This window comes from Mycolicibacterium pulveris (assembly GCF_010725725.1).
GTDB lineage: Bacteria > Actinomycetota > Actinomycetes > Mycobacteriales > Mycobacteriaceae > Mycobacterium > Mycobacterium pulveris.
The window spans coordinates 707520-722253 of the sequence record NZ_AP022599.1 but is presented as its reverse complement, the minus strand read 5'-3'; the positions used below and the strand labels follow the sequence as shown (position 1 = coordinate 722253).

At 67.7% G+C, this 14734-nt stretch carries 13 protein-coding genes and 1 tRNA gene; 9 read left to right on the top strand and 5 right to left on the bottom strand.

Annotation, left to right across the window (positions count from 1 at the left end):
• The first annotated feature begins 36 nt into the window (after positions 1-36).
• Positions 37-1116, top strand: a complete 1080-nt coding sequence (locus tag G6N28_RS03755) for a potassium channel family protein (RefSeq protein WP_163897115.1) — start codon at positions 37-39, stop codon at positions 1114-1116.
• Positions 1113-2045 carry an NAD(+) diphosphatase gene (gene nudC / locus G6N28_RS03750; protein ID WP_163897113.1) on the top strand — a complete coding sequence of 311 codons (933 nt, stop codon included), beginning with the start codon at positions 1113-1115 and terminating at the stop codon, positions 2043-2045. Before G6N28_RS03755 ends, nudC begins: the two co-directional genes overlap by 4 nt.
• A 104-nt stretch (positions 2046-2149) precedes the next feature.
• On the opposite strand, the gene G6N28_RS03745 is transcribed toward nudC, so the two are convergent.
• Complete coding sequence (locus G6N28_RS03745; protein ID WP_163897111.1) at positions 2150-2401, bottom strand: mycoredoxin; 252 nt, start codon at positions 2399-2401, stop codon at positions 2150-2152.
• 82 nt (positions 2402-2483) lie between these two features.
• Here G6N28_RS03745 and G6N28_RS03740 point away from each other — a divergent pair, with 82 nt between their 5' ends.
• The 3 genes from G6N28_RS03740 (at position 2484) to G6N28_RS03730 (ending at position 5355) form a co-directional block, all read left to right on the top strand.
• Positions 2484-4601, top strand: coding sequence for an ATP-dependent DNA helicase UvrD2 (locus G6N28_RS03740; RefSeq protein WP_163897109.1), 2118 nt, complete (start codon positions 2484-2486; stop codon positions 4599-4601).
• Positions 4602-4693: 92 nt separating this feature from the next.
• A complete protein-coding gene (locus tag G6N28_RS03735) occupies positions 4694-4921 on the top strand; it encodes a hypothetical protein (RefSeq protein ID WP_163897107.1) in 228 nt (75 codons plus the stop codon).
• A gap of 152 nt (positions 4922-5073) precedes the next feature.
• The gene (locus G6N28_RS03730; protein WP_163897106.1) at positions 5074-5355 is read left to right on the top strand and encodes a WhiB family transcriptional regulator; all 282 of its coding nucleotides are present in this window, start codon (positions 5074-5076) and stop codon (positions 5353-5355) included.
• A 116-nt stretch (positions 5356-5471) separates the two neighbouring features.
• Here G6N28_RS03730 and G6N28_RS03725 read toward each other — a convergent pair whose 3' ends face one another.
• From G6N28_RS03725 to G6N28_RS03715, 3 genes are read right to left on the bottom strand one after another with little or no spacing between them, the layout of a single operon-like run.
• Positions 5472-6797, bottom strand: coding sequence for a macrolide-binding ATPase MABP-1 (locus tag G6N28_RS03725; RefSeq protein WP_179962012.1), 1326 nt, complete (start codon positions 6795-6797; stop codon positions 5472-5474).
• A 57-nt stretch (positions 6798-6854) separates the two neighbouring features.
• Positions 6855-7679, bottom strand: a complete 825-nt coding sequence (locus G6N28_RS03720) for a bacteriocin biosynthesis cyclodehydratase domain-containing protein (protein ID WP_163897102.1) — start codon at positions 7677-7679, stop codon at positions 6855-6857.
• A gap of 51 nt (positions 7680-7730) precedes the next feature.
• The gene (locus tag G6N28_RS03715) at positions 7731-9098 is read right to left on the bottom strand and encodes a zinc-dependent metalloprotease (RefSeq protein WP_163897100.1); all 1368 of its coding nucleotides are present in this window, start codon (positions 9096-9098) and stop codon (positions 7731-7733) included.
• Between the two features lie 123 nt (positions 9099-9221).
• Here G6N28_RS03715 and G6N28_RS03710 point away from each other — a divergent pair, with 123 nt between their 5' ends.
• The 4 genes from G6N28_RS03710 to G6N28_RS03695 all read left to right on the top strand — a co-directional run bounded on the left by G6N28_RS03710 (position 9222) and on the right by G6N28_RS03695 (position 14450).
• The gene (locus G6N28_RS03710; RefSeq protein WP_163897098.1) at positions 9222-10244 is read left to right on the top strand and encodes a YlbL family protein; all 1023 of its coding nucleotides are present in this window, start codon (positions 9222-9224) and stop codon (positions 10242-10244) included.
• A gap of 81 nt (positions 10245-10325) precedes the next feature.
• Complete coding sequence (locus G6N28_RS03705; protein ID WP_163897097.1) at positions 10326-13340, top strand: UPF0182 family protein; 3015 nt, start codon at positions 10326-10328, stop codon at positions 13338-13340.
• A 171-nt stretch (positions 13341-13511) separates the two neighbouring features.
• Positions 13512-13585 (top strand) — tRNA-Met (locus G6N28_RS03700).
• A 118-nt stretch (positions 13586-13703) separates the two neighbouring features.
• A complete protein-coding gene (locus tag G6N28_RS03695; RefSeq protein ID WP_163897096.1) occupies positions 13704-14450 on the top strand; it encodes an MBL fold metallo-hydrolase in 747 nt (248 codons plus the stop codon).
• An 11-nt stretch (positions 14451-14461) separates the two neighbouring features.
• Here G6N28_RS03695 and G6N28_RS03690 read toward each other — a convergent pair whose 3' ends face one another.
• Positions 14462-14653 carry a ferredoxin gene (locus tag G6N28_RS03690; RefSeq protein WP_163897095.1) on the bottom strand — a complete coding sequence of 64 codons (192 nt, stop codon included), beginning with the start codon at positions 14651-14653 and terminating at the stop codon, positions 14462-14464.
• Positions 14654-14734 lie beyond the last annotated feature (81 nt).

Here is a 14734-nt window from a genome sequence, read left to right as displayed (position 1 = left end):
ATGGCGTGCGCTCACTCGCAGCGGTGACCGATTCACGTGGCTGAAGGCAGACTGCGGCGTCGGCTCCGCAGGTTCGACGAATCGCTGGCCGATCGGCCGGTGCACGCCCTCACCGACAGGGTGCAGATTCCGACCGAGACGGTCAGCCCGGCGCGGCGCATCACCGTGCGGGTCATCTATGCGGTGGCGGCGTTGTTCGCGGCGGTGCTGATCGTGTACGTCGACCGCGACGGCTACCGCGACGTGCAGGGGGACGGGCTGTCGTTCCTCGACTGCCTCTACTACGCGACGGTGTCGCTGTCGACCACCGGGTACGGCGACATCACGCCGGTCACCCCCGGTGCCCGGCTGATCAACGTCCTGGTGATCACCCCGCTGCGCGTCGCGTTCCTGATCGTGCTGATCGGTACGACGGTCGAAACGCTCACCACGCAGTCGCGGCAGGTCTACCAAATCCAGCGATGGAGGAACAAGGTGCGCAACCACATCGTGATCGTCGGCTACGGCACGAAGGGCAGAACCGCGGCGGCCGCGATGGTCGGCGACGAGGTGGCGCCCGCTGACATCGTGGTCGTCGACGAGGACCCGACCGCGCTGGAACGCGCCAAGAGCGCCGGCCTGGTCACCGTGCGCGGCAACGCCACCGACTCGGAAGTGTTGCGGCTGGCCAGCGCGCAGCACGCGAGGGCGATCATCGTGGCGACCGACAGCGACGCCAGCGCGGCGCTGGTCACGCTCACCGCCCGCGAGCTGGCGCCGAAGGCCAAGATCATCGCCGCGGTGCGGGAAACCGACAACGAGCACCTGCTCAAGCAGTCCGGTGCGGATTCCACGGTGGTGACCGCCGAGACCGCGGGCCGGCTGCTGGGCGTCGCGGTACAGACGCCCAGCGTCGTCGAGATGATGGAGGATCTGCTCACCCCGGACCGCGGCTTCGCGATCGCCGAACGCGAGGTCACCCCCAAAGAGGCCGGCGGATCACCGCGGCATCAGACCGACATCGTGCTCGGCGTGGTGCGCAACGACAAGCTGATCCGCGTCGACGACCCGGAAGTGGATGCGCTCGAACTCGGCGACCGGCTGCTCTACATTCGCAACGCGGAAGCCGACCGATGACGGCCTACGGGTTTTCGCTGCGCCACGTCCCGCTGCTGTCCCGCGTCGGCGCGGACCGATCCGACGCGCTGCGCACCGACGTCGACGCCGCCATCGCGGGCTGGGCCGATGCGGCGCTGCTGCGGGTCGACCGCCGCAACCAGGTGCTGATCTCCGGCGGCAGCGTGGTGCTAGGCAGCACCGCCAGCCTGGGTGACAAGCCGCCGGAGGACGCCGTCTTTCTCGGCCGGCTCAACGACGGCAGGCACGTGTGGGCGATCCGGGCGCCGCTGGAAGCACCCGAGGATCCCGACCTGAAAACCGAGGTGCTCGACCTGCGCCGCGGTGGTCAGATCTTCGACGACGTCAGCGCTCAGCTGCTTGCGACGGCCACCGCGCTGCTGAACTGGCACGACAACGCCCGGTTCAGCGCACGCGACGGCGCCCCGACCAAACCGGCCAAGGCCGGCTGGTCACGGGTCAACCCGCTCAACGGCTATGAGGAGTTTCCCCGCATCGATCCGGCGGTGATCTGCCTCGTCCACGACGGCCACGACCGCGCGGTGCTGGCCCGGCAGACCGTGTGGCCACCCCGGCTGTTCTCGCTGCTGGCTGGGTTCGTGGAGGCCGGGGAGTCGTTCGAGTCGTGCGTCGTGCGCGAGATCGCCGAGGAGATCGGCCTGACGGTGAGCAACGTGCAGTACCTCGGCAGCCAGCCGTGGCCATTTCCGCGGTCGCTGATGGTGGGGTTTCACGCGATCGGCGACCCCGAACAGGAGTTCTCGTTCAACGACGGCGAGATCGCCGAGGCGGCCTGGTTCACCCGCGCGGAGGTTCGCGAAGCGCTCGATGCGGGCGACTGGAGCAGCGACTCGTCCTCGCGGCTGCTGCTGCCCGGTTCGATCTCGATCGCCAGGGAGATCATCGAATCCTGGGCCGCGCAAGACTAGTTCGTCTTTGTCGCCCAAAGGGACAAACGGGCGGGAAAGTGCGAGTAGATCGCGCCATTTCGTCGATCTCGGCGCGGAAAGCGGCGGCGAAAAGCCCGGAAGCGCTAGCTCGCCAGCTTGGCCCTGATGTCCTTGGCGCTCGGGTTGGTCAGCGTGGACCCGTCGGCGAACTTCAGTGTCGGCACGGTCTGATTGCCCCCGTTGACCGACGCCACGAACTCGGCCGACTCGGGGTCGGACTCGATGTCGACCTCGGTGAACTCGATGCCCTCGGCCTGCAACACCTTCTTCAGCCGAAAGCAGTAACCACACCACGACGTGGTGTACATGATCACGGGGTTCTCAGCAGCGCTCATAACGCCTTCAACGTAGCCGATGCGCCCAACATGCCCGACGCCGTCCCGGGTTTTGTCACCGGCTGCTGTCAAGATGGACCGCATGTCGGTGGAGGTCGATTCGTTGCGCATCGTCGACGACCTCGATGAGGAGCAGCGCGAAGCGGTGCTCGCCGCTCGTGGTCCGGTCTGCGTGCTGGCCGGCGCGGGCACCGGCAAGACCCGCACCATCACCCGGCGCATCGCGCACCTCGTCGCGGGCGGACATGTGGCCGCCTCGCAGGTGCTGGCGGTGACGTTCACGCAGCGGGCCGCGGGGGAGATGCGCGCCCGGTTGCGTGCCTTGAGCAATGACTGGGCCGGCGTCTCTGCCGAATCGGTGCAGGCGATGACGTTTCACGCCGCGGCACGACGCCAGCTGTCCTACTTCTGGCCGCGGGTGGTGGGCAACTCACCCTGGCAACTGCTCGACACCAAGTTCTCGGTCGTGGCCCAGGCCGCCAACCGTGCCGGACTGCAGACCAGCACCGACGACGTACGCGATCTCGCCGGCGAAATCGAGTGGGCCAAGGGGTCGTTGATCAGCCCGGAGGGCTACGCCGCGGCGGTGGCCGCCGCGGGTCGCGACATCCCGTTCGATGCGGACAAGGTCGCGACCGTCTACGCCGGCTACGAGACCATCAAGTCCCGCCGCGCCGACGTTCTGCTGCTTGACTTCGACGACCTGCTGCTGCACACCGCCGCGGCGATCGAGAACGACGCCGCGGTGGCACAGGAGTTCCGCGACCGGTATCGCTGCTTTGTCGTCGACGAATACCAGGACGTCACGCCGCTGCAGCAGCGGGTGCTCGACGCGTGGCTCGGCGATCGTGACGACCTCACCGTCGTCGGCGACGCCAACCAGACCATCTATTCCTTCACCGGCGCCACACCCCGGTATCTGCTGGACTTCTCGCGACGCTTCCCCGACGCGGCGGTGGTCCGGCTGGAGCGCGACTATCGCTCCACCCCGCAGGTGGTGTCGCTGGCCAACCGGGTCATCGCCGGCGCCCGCGGCCGGATGGCCGGCAGCAAGCTGCATCTCGTCGGCCAGCGTGCCCCCGGCCCGAACCCGACCTTCGCCGAATACTCCGACGAGGTCGCCGAGGCCAACGGCGTCGCCAAGAAGATCAAGCGACTCATCGACGCGGGTACCGAACCGGCGGAGATCGCCGTGCTGTACCGCATCAACGCCCAGTCGGATGTGTACGAGGAAGCGCTGACCGAGGCCGGAATTCCGTTCCAGGTCCGCGGCGGCGAGGGATTCTTCAGCCGTCAGGAGATCCGGCAGGCGTTGGTGGCGCTGCAGCGCGCGGCCGAACGCGGTACCGACGATGACGGCCCGTTGCCCGACGCCGTCCGCGCGGTGCTCGGACCGCTCGGGCTCAGCACCGAGCCGCCCGCGGGCACCAAGGCGCGGGAGCGGTGGGAGGCGCTGACGGCGTTGGCCGAACTCGTCGACGAGGAGGTCGCACAGCGCCCGTCGCTGGATCTGCGTGCGCTGCTCGCCGAACTGCGCCAGCGCGCCGATGCTCGGCACCCACCCGTGGTGCAAGGGGTGACGTTGGCGTCGCTGCACGCCGCCAAGGGGTTGGAATGGGACGCGGTGTTCCTGGTCGGGCTGGCCGACGGAACGCTGCCCATCTCACATGCGCTGGCCCACGGCCCCGACAGCGAACCGGTCGAAGAGGAACGCCGCCTCCTCTACGTCGGAATCACCAGAGCCCGAATACATCTGGCGCTCAGCTGGGCGTTGGCGCGCAGCCCGGGCGGACGGCAGAGCCGCAAGCCGTCACGGTTTCTCAACGGCATCGCGCCGCAGTCGTCGTCCGATGCTGCCCCGTCTCGCCCGCGGCGGCCCCGCGGCGCCACGCCGCGTTGCCGTGTCTGCAACAGCGTGCTGACCACCCCACCCGCAATCATGTTGCGGCGCTGCGAAACCTGTTCGTCCGACATCGACGAGGAGTTGTTGGGGCGGCTCAAGGACTGGCGGTTACGCGTCTCCAAGGAGATGAATGTGCCTGCCTATGTGGTGTTCACCGACAACACGTTGATCGCGATCGCCGAGACACTGCCCGCCGACGACGCGGCGTTGGTGGCGATTCCCGGCATCGGGGCGCGCAAGCTTGAGCAGTACGGACCCGACGTCCTCGCACTGGTCAAGGGCCGCCAATCGTCGTAAAGATCGTGCCAAAACCGCTGGTCAAAAATTCGTTTGTGCGATCACGCTGTTACGCTTAGCCTCAAGATCACACACCTGCTGTGTATTTCATCGTGCGAGAGGAGGGTGCCGAGATCATGGCGAGCATCAACGCGTTCACCGGCGTAGGCCGTGCCGCGGGCGTTATCGGCATGTCGCGGACCCTCCCGACCGCCGTCACCACGGCGCATCCCGCCATTCCCGCGCACGCCGCGGCGGCCGCCGCAGCCGGCAACACGCCGCGTAAGCGCCGCGCCGCCGCCGCCGCGACTGCATCTTCCGTGGATTGGGGCCCCATCTAGGAGAGCCCACGATTTCGCCGAGAGGCCACGGAACCGCAGTCACCGGATCCGTGGCCAGTTTTATTTCGGAAATCGCGCAGACACCGAACACCTGGTCACGGATCCATCAGAAGACAGATGCGAAACCCTCGACCAGGAAGCAGAGGACAGACATGTCGACCCTGACATGCCGGACGAAGACGATGCTGGCGGTGCCGTGCCATGTCGGCGATCCCGACCTGTGGTTCGCCGACAACCCCGTCGACCTCGAACGCGCCAAGGGGCTGTGCGCACAGTGCCCGATCCGTGCCGACTGCCTGGCCGCGGCGTTGGAACGTCAGGAACCGTGGGGCGTGTGGGGCGGCGAGATCTTCGACCGCGGCACCGTCATCGCGCGCAAGCGTCCGCGTGGCCGGCCACGCAAGAACACCGAGGACAGCCCGGCAGCGGCGTAGACGCTGCCGGGCTCGCCCAGCGGCCGTCGAGACTGCGCGCAGATCGTAATATCGGCGAAAATTGCGATCTCACAGCAGTTTCGATGCGCTCGCCCGCGCTGCCGGGCGTCCCGGCATCAGGCGGCTTCGTCGGCGAAACCCGGAATAAGTTCCGTGGCAAGCCTTCTGGCCGGGACATGGGCGTCGAGCTGGCACGCGATCGCGACGTTGGACGCGATCACCCGCATCGGGATTGCGAGCTTGGCGGGGATGTCCATCTGCCGGGCGGCCTTGAGCTGTCCGGCGGCGCGTTCGGGCCGGATGTTCGAGGTGGTGATCCGTTGCAGCCACTTGCGGTTGTAGTGGAACGCCTCGGCCTGGAGGGGTTCGACGTACTGGCGCATCATGTCGTCCATTTCGCGCTTGGACACCTGCTCGCCCTTCTGGACGAAGCCGATCTTCTGCATGGTGATCAGCAGATTGTCGTAGTCGTCGTTCAGGGCATACCGCGTCGCCAAACCGATCTCGACCGGGATTCCGCCGGGCATCGGTGCGACGGCGCCGAAGTCGATGACCCCCATCTTGTCGTCGGGTAGCAGCATGAAGTTGCCGGGATGGGTGTCACCGTGCATCATCTCCAGCCGGCGAGGCGCGTCATACGTCAACTCGAACAGCCTGGTGCCCATCAGGTCTCGTTGTTCCTGAGTGCCCTCGCGGATGATCACCGACATCGGCACGCCCTCGATCCACTCCTGGATCACGACCTTGGGCGCGCTGGCGACGATGCGGGGAACCACGAAGCGCGGATGGCCTTCATAGGCTTTGGCGAAGGCGCGCTGGTTGTCGGCCTCGAGCCGGTAGTCAAGCTCCATCTCGGTGCGCTCGATGAGCTCGTCGACCACACTGTCGACGTCGGCGCCGGGGGCGAGTTGTTTGAACACGCCCACCAGGCGCTGCATCGTCTTCAGGTCGGCGCGCAGCGCCTCGTCGGCACCCGGGTACTGGATCTTGACCGCGACCTCGCGGCCATCTGACCACACCGCCTGGTGCACCTGCCCGATGCTGGCCGAGGCCACGGGCTTGTCGTCGAACGACGCGAACCGCTCCCGCCACTTCGTGCCCAACTGCGAATCGAGCACCCGGTGCACCTTGGCAGCGGGCAGCGGCGGGGCTTCCCGCTGCAGCTTGGTCAGCGCCTCGCGGTACGGCTTGCCGTACTGCTCGGGGATCGCGGCCTCCATCACCGACAGCGCCTGACCCACCTTCATCGCCCCGCCCTTGAGCTCACCGAGGACGGTGAACAGCTGCTGGGCGGCCTTATCCATCAGCTCGGCGTTGACCTCGTCTTTCGACTTACCGGTCAGCCGTTTGCCGAAGCCCAGGGCGGCCCGGCCGGCCATGCCGACGGGAAGGCTCGCCAGCTTGACGTTGCGCGCTGCGCGGCCCCGTTTGATCTCACTCACCAGACCATCATCCCTGACGGAGCTGACCGCACGGCAACGAGTTGGCAACAGACGTTTTCAACATGGGCAGCTCGGGTGCCGTGACCAGCGGCGCGCGACCACCGAGCCGACGTTGACGTCGAACTCCAGCGTGGTGTCCAGTGTCGGCAACGGCTCGTCGGTGCTGCGTTCCTCGCGGACGGCGCGGATCACGCGGTCGACCTGGTTCAGTGCCAGCGCCGCGGTCGCCAGCACGGTCGCCCGATCGGCGGTGCCGACGGTGTCGCGCAACTGCGCCGCGACGGCAGGCCAAGCGGCGTCGCGGTCGCTGCGGTGCAGGTCCGCGCAGCGCAGACAGCTTGTGACGCCGGGAATCACCAGCGGCCCGACCAGGCCGGTGCCGTCGCGCACCCGCACCGGCAGATGCGCGACCCCGGCGGCCTGCAGATCATGCACCACCCTCGGGTCGGCGACGAGGTAGTCGGACAGCACCGCCAGGTCGGTGTGCTCGGATGGCGCGCCGGCGTTGTTGCGCGTGCTGCGGGTGACCCGGGCCCCCGAGCAGCGCAGCGCCGTGGCGAGCAGCTCGGAAAGGGGTCCGCTGCCGTGAATGCGAACCGACGCCGCTCGAGCCCGCCGTCGTGCGGTGGCGGTGACGACCCCGGCGTCGACCAACATCGTGACCAGTTCGGCCACCAGCGCGGGATCGGCGTCGTCGGCGTGACACTGGATTTCGGCCAGCGTGGCACCCGACTGCAGACGTCGAAGCAGATCGGCCAGCGCGGTGGCGGTCATTCCCGACGGGGGCCGCACGACGACCGCACGGCGCGGATCCCAGCCCACCTGCACCACCCCGTCGGGACGCAGCAGTACCGGTGTGGCCGGATTGAGCGCGTAGCGCATGCGACGACTCTGCCACGACCGGGAGCATCCTCCCGGCGGTTATTCACAGGCTCAGGGCGTGTCGCCGTCTTCCTCGGGGCCTGGTTCGCCCCGTTCCAGATCGGCGATCGCTTCTGCGATGGCGCTGTCGATGCCGCTGGTGTCGCCGCCGATGATCCGGTCGATGAAGCCGGCCGGTTCGTCGAGGTCCTCGGCGGTTGGCAACAGGTCGGGGTGCTGCCACACCGCGTCGCGGGCGTCGGCGCCCACAGCCTGGGTCAGCCGCTGCCACAGCGCCGCGGCCTCGCGCAGCTTGCGGGGCCGCAGCTGGAGCCCGACCAGGGTGGCGAAGGTCTGTTCGGCCGGACCGCCGGTGGCGCGGCGCCTGCGCAGCATCTCGGAGAGCGCCGCCGTCCCGGGCAGCCGCTCGCCCAGCGCATCGGTGACGACGGTTTCCACCCAGCCCTCGATCAGCGCCAGCAGCGTTTCCAGCCGGGTCAACGCCGCGGTCTGCTCCGGGGTTGCCTTCGGCTCGAAGATGCCCTGGTTGAGCAGCTGTTCGAGCTGGGTCGGATCGGTCAGCGACGCCGGGTTGAAGCCCTGCGCGAGTTCCTCGATGCCGGTCATGTCGATCTTCATGCCCCTGGCGAACGCCTCGACGGCGTTGAGCAGCTGGCTGGACAACCACGGCACGTGGCTGAACAACCGGTGGTGCGCGGCCTCCCGCGCGGCCAGGAACGTCATGACCTCGCCGCGGGACTGTTCGAGACCCTCGGTGAGCGCCTCGATCGCGTCAGGCATCAGCGCGGCGACGCCCTTGGGCCCCAGGGGCAGTCCGATGTCGGTGGACGTCAACACTTCTCGCGACAACGTGCCCAGCGCCTGACCCAGCTGTGAACCGAACGCCATGCCGCCCATCTGGGTCATCATCGCCAGCAGCGGGCCGGCCATGCTCCTGGCCTCCTCGGGCAACGCCGACGCCCACACGGTGGAGATCTGTTCGGCCACCGGATCGCACAGCCGCTTCCAGGTCTCCAGGGTGTTGTCGACCCACTCGGCGGGTGTCCACGCCACCGCGGTGGTGGTGCCGGCGGGCAGCGCGGTCGCGCCGTCGAGCCAGGTCTCGGCGAGGTGCACAGCATCGCGCACCGCGGCGCTGGTCGATTCGGGAACCGGTGCGACGAAGCCGATCTGGCTCGACGCCAGCTTGCGGGCCAGGTCGTAGTTCACCGGGCCGGACGTCTTGCCGCCGGCCATCGCGCCACCCGCGCCGCTGAACATCTCGCCGAGCCGGGTGAAGATCTGGCCGAGCTGAGACATGTCGAACTCCGCTCCGCCGAACCCGAACGGATCGCCAGCGCCGCCCGCGTCCGGGTCGTTCTTGCGCTTGTCGCGCTCCGGGTCGTCGCCGGCAGAGAAGCCAAAAGGCGGGTCAGCCATACCTTCAACCGTACTCACCGGCGTCGCGTTGTGTGGTCAGGCAGGTCACGCGCAGAGCGAACACCGTTTCGCAGCCGGGTCGCGGTCCAGGACGCCCATCCCGCAACCTTTAGATTGGGCGGCGTGAACAGGCGAACTCTCACGTTGCTCGTCGCCCTCGTACCGATCCTGGCCTTCGGGGTGCTGGTGTCGGTGGTGGTCGTGCCTTTCGTGTCGCTTGGCCCGGGGCCGACGTTCAACACCCTCGGCGAGGTCGACGGAAAGGAGGTCGTCCAGATCGAAGGCGCCGACGTGTATCCCACGTCGGGGCACCTGAACATGACCACCGTCTCCCAGCGCGACGGCCTCACCCTGGGGCAGGCGCTGGTGCTGTGGCTGTCGGGGCGTGAACAGCTGATGCCCCGCGACTTGGTCTACCCGCCCGACAAGACGCGAGAAGAGATCAACGAGGCCAACACCACCGACTTCCGCCGATCCGAGCGCAGCGCCGAGTACGCCGCGCTGCTTTACATGGATTACCCGATGGCGGTCACCGTGGAAAACGTCAACGACCCCGGTCCCTCGGCGGGCAAGCTGCAGGACGGTGACGCGATCGACGGGGTCAACGGCAAGCCGGTGGCCAACCTCGAAGAGTTTCAGGCCCTGGTCAAGCAGACCAGGCCGGGCGACACGATTGTGCTCGACTACCGCCGCAAGGACGGTCCGCCGGGCGTCGCGACCATCACGCTGGGCGAGCACCCCGAAGGCGAGCAGGGGTACCTCGGGATCGGGGTGCTCGACGCGCCATGGGCGCCGTTTTCCGTCGACTTCAACCTGGCCAATATCGGTGGCCCGTCGGCCGGGATGATCTTCAGCCTCGCGGTCGTGGACAAACTCACCCCCGGCGACCTCAGCGCCGGCGAGCTCGTCGCGGGGTCGGGCACCATCAGCGGCGACGGACATGTCGGAGCGATCGGCGGCATCACGCACAAGATGCTGGCCGCCCGGGAATCCGGTGCGACGGTCTTCCTGGTACCCGCCGACAACTGCGAAGAGGCGAAGTCCGCGCCCCAGGACGGCCTGGAACTGATCAGGGTGGACACCCTCGCCACGGCGGTGGACGCCTTGAAGGCGCTTTCCGCTGACGGCGAACGTCCCCACTGTTGAATTCCGAGCGCACGGCGCTTGCGTACAGTTGTGCTGACGTCGGGTGGCGATGTCAGAGATCGGTAAGACTGGAGTTGACGAGTGGGTATGCGGCCCGCGGCAAGAATGCCAGCGCTGACACGACGTAGCCGGATTCTCATTGCGGTCGGGGTGGCCTTCGTGCTCCTGCTGCTGATCGGCCCGCGGCTGATCGATGCCTATGTCGATTGGCTGTGGTTCGGCGAACTCGGCTACCGCTCGGTGTTCACGACGGTGTTGTTCACCCAGATCATCCTGTTCCTGGTGGTGACCCTGCTGATCGGGGCGATCGTGTTCGCCGGGCTGGCGCTGGCATACCGCAGCAGACCGGTGTTCGTGCCGACCGAGGGGCCCAACGACCCGGTGGCGCGTTACCGCACCGCGGTGATGACGCGGCTGAAGCTCGTCGGCATCGGCGTGCCCGCGATCATCGGGCTGTTCGCCGGGCTGTTCGCCCTCGGACAGTGGCAGACCGTACAGCTGTTCCTGCACGGCGGTGACTTCGGGATCACCGACCCCCAGTTCGGCATGGACATGGGCTTCTACGCCTTCGACCTGCCGTTCTACCGGCTCGTGCTGAACTACCTGTTCGTCGCGACGTTCCTGGCATTCATCGCCAACCTGTTGGGCCACTACCTGTTCGGCGGCATCCGGCTCTCCGGCCGGACCGGTGCGCTCAGCCGCCCGGCCCGTATCCAGCTGATCTCGCTGGTCGGCACCCTGATGCTGCTCAAAGCGATCGCGTACTGGTTCGACCGCTACGAGCTGCTGAGCCACACCCGCACCGGAAAACCGTTCACCGGCGCCGGCTACACCGACATCAACGCGGTGCTGCCCGCCAAGCTGATCCTGATGGCGATCGCGGTGATCTGCGCCGCGGCGGTGTTCTCCGCGATCGTGCTGCGCGACTTGCGGATTCCGGCCATCGGTGTGGTGCTTCTGCTGTTGTCCTCGCTGATCGTCGGAGCCGGCTGGCCCTTGATCGTCGAACAGTTCAGCGTCAAACCCAATGCGGCGCAGAAGGAAAGCGAGTACATCGGCCGCAGCATCGAAGCCACCAGGGATGCCTACGGGTTGACCGATGAAGTGGTCACCTACCGCAGCTACAGCGGCGACGCGCAGGCGACGGCGCAGCAGGTGGCCGCCGACCGGGCCACCACATCCAATATTCGGCTGTTGGACCCCACCATCGTCAGCCCCGCGTTCACCCAGTTCCAGCAGGGCAAGAACTTCTACTACTTCCCCGACCAGCTGGCGATGGACCGCTACACCGGGCCCGACGGCAACCTGCGTGACTACGTGGTGGCCGCCCGGGAGCTCAACCCCGACCGGCTGATCGACAACCAGCGCGACTGGATCAACCGCCACTCCGTCTACACCCACGGCAACGGCTTCATCGCGTCACCGGCCAACACCGTGCGCGGCATCGCCAACGACCCCAACCAGAACGGCGGCTATCCGGAGTTTCTCGTCAACGCGGTCGGACCGGACGGCATCATCAACCAGGGTCCTGCGCCGCTGGAGCAGCCGCGGATCTACTACGGCCCGGTGATCGCCAACACCCCGGCCGATTACGCGATCGTGGGGGAGAACGGCCCACCTAGGGAGTACGACTTCGAGACCAGCACCGAGACGCGGAACTACACCTACACCGGCCGCGGCGGTGTCCCGGTCGGCAACTGGCTGGCCCGGTCGCTGTTCGCCGCCAAGTTCGCCGAGCGGAACTTCCTGTTCTCCAACGTGATCGGTGAGAACAGCAAGATTTTGTTCAACCGTGATCCCGCCGACCGGGTCGAGGCGGTCGCCCCGTGGCTGACCACCGACACCACCGTGTATCCGGCGATCGTGAACAAGCGCCTGGTATGGATCGTGGACGGCTACACCACGCTGGACAACTATCCGTACTCGGAGTCCACGGTGCTGTCGAGCGCCACCGCGGATTCCAACGAGGTTGCCTTCAACCGGTTGCCACCCGACAAGCAGGTGTCTTACATCCGCAACTCCGTCAAGGCCACGGTCGACGCCTACGACGGCACCGTGACGTTGTACGCCCAGGACGAGCAGGATCCGGTGCTGCAAGCGTGGATGAAGGTCTTCCCGGACACGGTGAAGCCGAAGAGCGAGATCTCCGACGAGCTGCGCGAGCACCTGCGCTATCCGGAAGACCTGTTCAAGGTGCAGCGCGCATTGCTGGCCAAGTACCACGTCGACGACCCGGTGACGTTCTTCTCGACGTCGGATTTCTGGGACGTCCCGCTGGACCCCAACCCGACCGCCAGCAGCTTCCAGCCGCCCTACTACATCGTGGCCAGGGACCTTGCGGCCAACGACAGCACGGCGTCGTTCCAGTTGACGACCGCGATGAACCGGTTCCGTCGTGACTTCCTGGCCGCCTACATCAGCGCCAGCTCCGACCCGGAGACCTACGGCAAGCTCACGGTGCTCACCGTTCCCGGCCAGGTCAACGGTCCCAAGCTGGCGTTCAACGCGATCAGCACCGACACCGCGGTGAGCCAGGACCTCGGCGTCATCGGACGCGATAACCAGAACCGCATCCGGTGGGGCAACCTGCTCACACTGCCGTTGGTTCAGGGCGGGTTGCTCTACGTCGCGCCGGTTTACGCCTCGCCGGGCACCAGCGACGCCGCATCGACGTATCCCCGGCTCATCCGGGTGGCGATGATGTACAACGACAAGGTCGGCTACGGCCCCACCGTGCGTGACGCGCTCACCGAGCTGTTCGGGCCCGGCGCCGACGCCACCGCGACCGGGCCTGCGCCGATGCCCGGCGGTACGCCACCGGCCGCGACGACCACCGACGGGGAGCCGCCGGCCGCCCAGCCGCCGCCGGCCAACCAGCGGGGCAGCGCGCCTGGAGAGGCGCAGACACCGCCGCCCGCAGCGGCATCACCCGGCGTGCCAACGCAGTTGTCGGCGGCCAAAGCCGCTGCGCTGGACGAGGTCAACACTGCCCTGGACGCGTTGCGTCAGGCACAGCGAAGCGGCGACTTCGGCGAGTTCGGTCAGGCGCTGCAGCGCCTCGACGACGCGGTGGAGAAGTACCAAACCACGAACTAGCCTGCGGCGAGCGTGCGAGTCTGAGGCCGACACGCCGGGCTCGAGCGCGAGTTCGCGCACGCTCGCGGGCCGTTGGCACGCCGCAGAATTCAGCCGTTAGCTGATTCACCGCCCTTGCTGACCGCGCGATTTGGCCGTGCACCGCCCCTTGGGTAACCTTGCGTTTACCGACGCGGGGTGGAGCAGCTCGGTAGCTCGCTGGGCTCATAACCCAGAGGTCGTAGGTTCGAATCCTGCCCCCGCTACTAGGTGGAACGGCCCCCGGAGAAGACTCCGGGGGCCGTTTCTTTTCTGTTGGGCGATGCGCCTGCGAGGATGCCTGGCGGGGCGACGGCTTCAAACCTGCACGACGAAGGAGGCTCGATGGCGCTGGTGGTTGAGCCGCTCGACGACATCGGGGTCATCCGTCTCTCCCGGTGGATCTTCAACTGCTACCTGATCCGCGGCGACGGGTCCTACGTGGTGGTCGACGCGGGTATGCCCGGCAGCGCCGACGACATCGCAGGCGTGCTGTCCGTCCACCGCGGCACCGTCGCCGCGGTGGTGGCCACCCACGGTCACAGCGACCATGTCTCCGGGGCGCCGCGGTTGGCCGCCGAGCACGGGGCGGCGCTGCATCTTCCCGAGGTCACGCTCAGCTATCTGGACGGCACCCGAAAGCCCCGCACCCCGGCGCTCAGCGCGGTCGCCAAGATCTGGCCCACCCTGATCAGCCAGCCGCTGGACCTGACCGGGTTGCGCGGCTTCGCCGAAGGCCAGCGCATCGCGGGATACGGCGGAGGCAAGGGGATGGTCGGGGACGCCTTGAGCGGAGCCCAACCGTTGGCCGACGGCCAGCCGCTGCCCGGCGCAACCGGCTGGGAAGTGCTGCACGTGCCGGGCCATACCGACGACTCGGCCGCGTTCTGGCACGCCGACAGTCGGACTCTGATCTCCGGTGACGCGGTGCTCAGTGCGCGGGCCCGGGCGTGGTTCACTCCGGAGGTCGTGGATCGCGGCGCGGCGGCGCGCAGCGAGCACCGCCTGCGGGCGCTGCCCGTCGAGCATCTGCTACCCGGGCACGGTCTGCCGGTGCACGGCACCGACATGTGGGCGGCCGCGCGCTGCTAGGTGGCATGGCGTCAATCCCGGCGTGACAGCGCCTGGCGCGGGCACGCTTCGATGGCCTTGGTGACGAGTGCCTCCTGATCTACGGGGATCGGGTCGACTTTCACCACGGAGTACTCGTCATCGCTGAGTTCGAAGACGGCAGGCGCGATGTTCACGCAGAACGCATTGCCCTCGCACAGATCGAGGTCCACGACAACACGCATGATGCTCCTCCTTTGCCACGCACCCTCTGGTTCTTGATGAGGCCGTCTCCCCGGCAAGGGCCGGTATTTATACAAGTAATA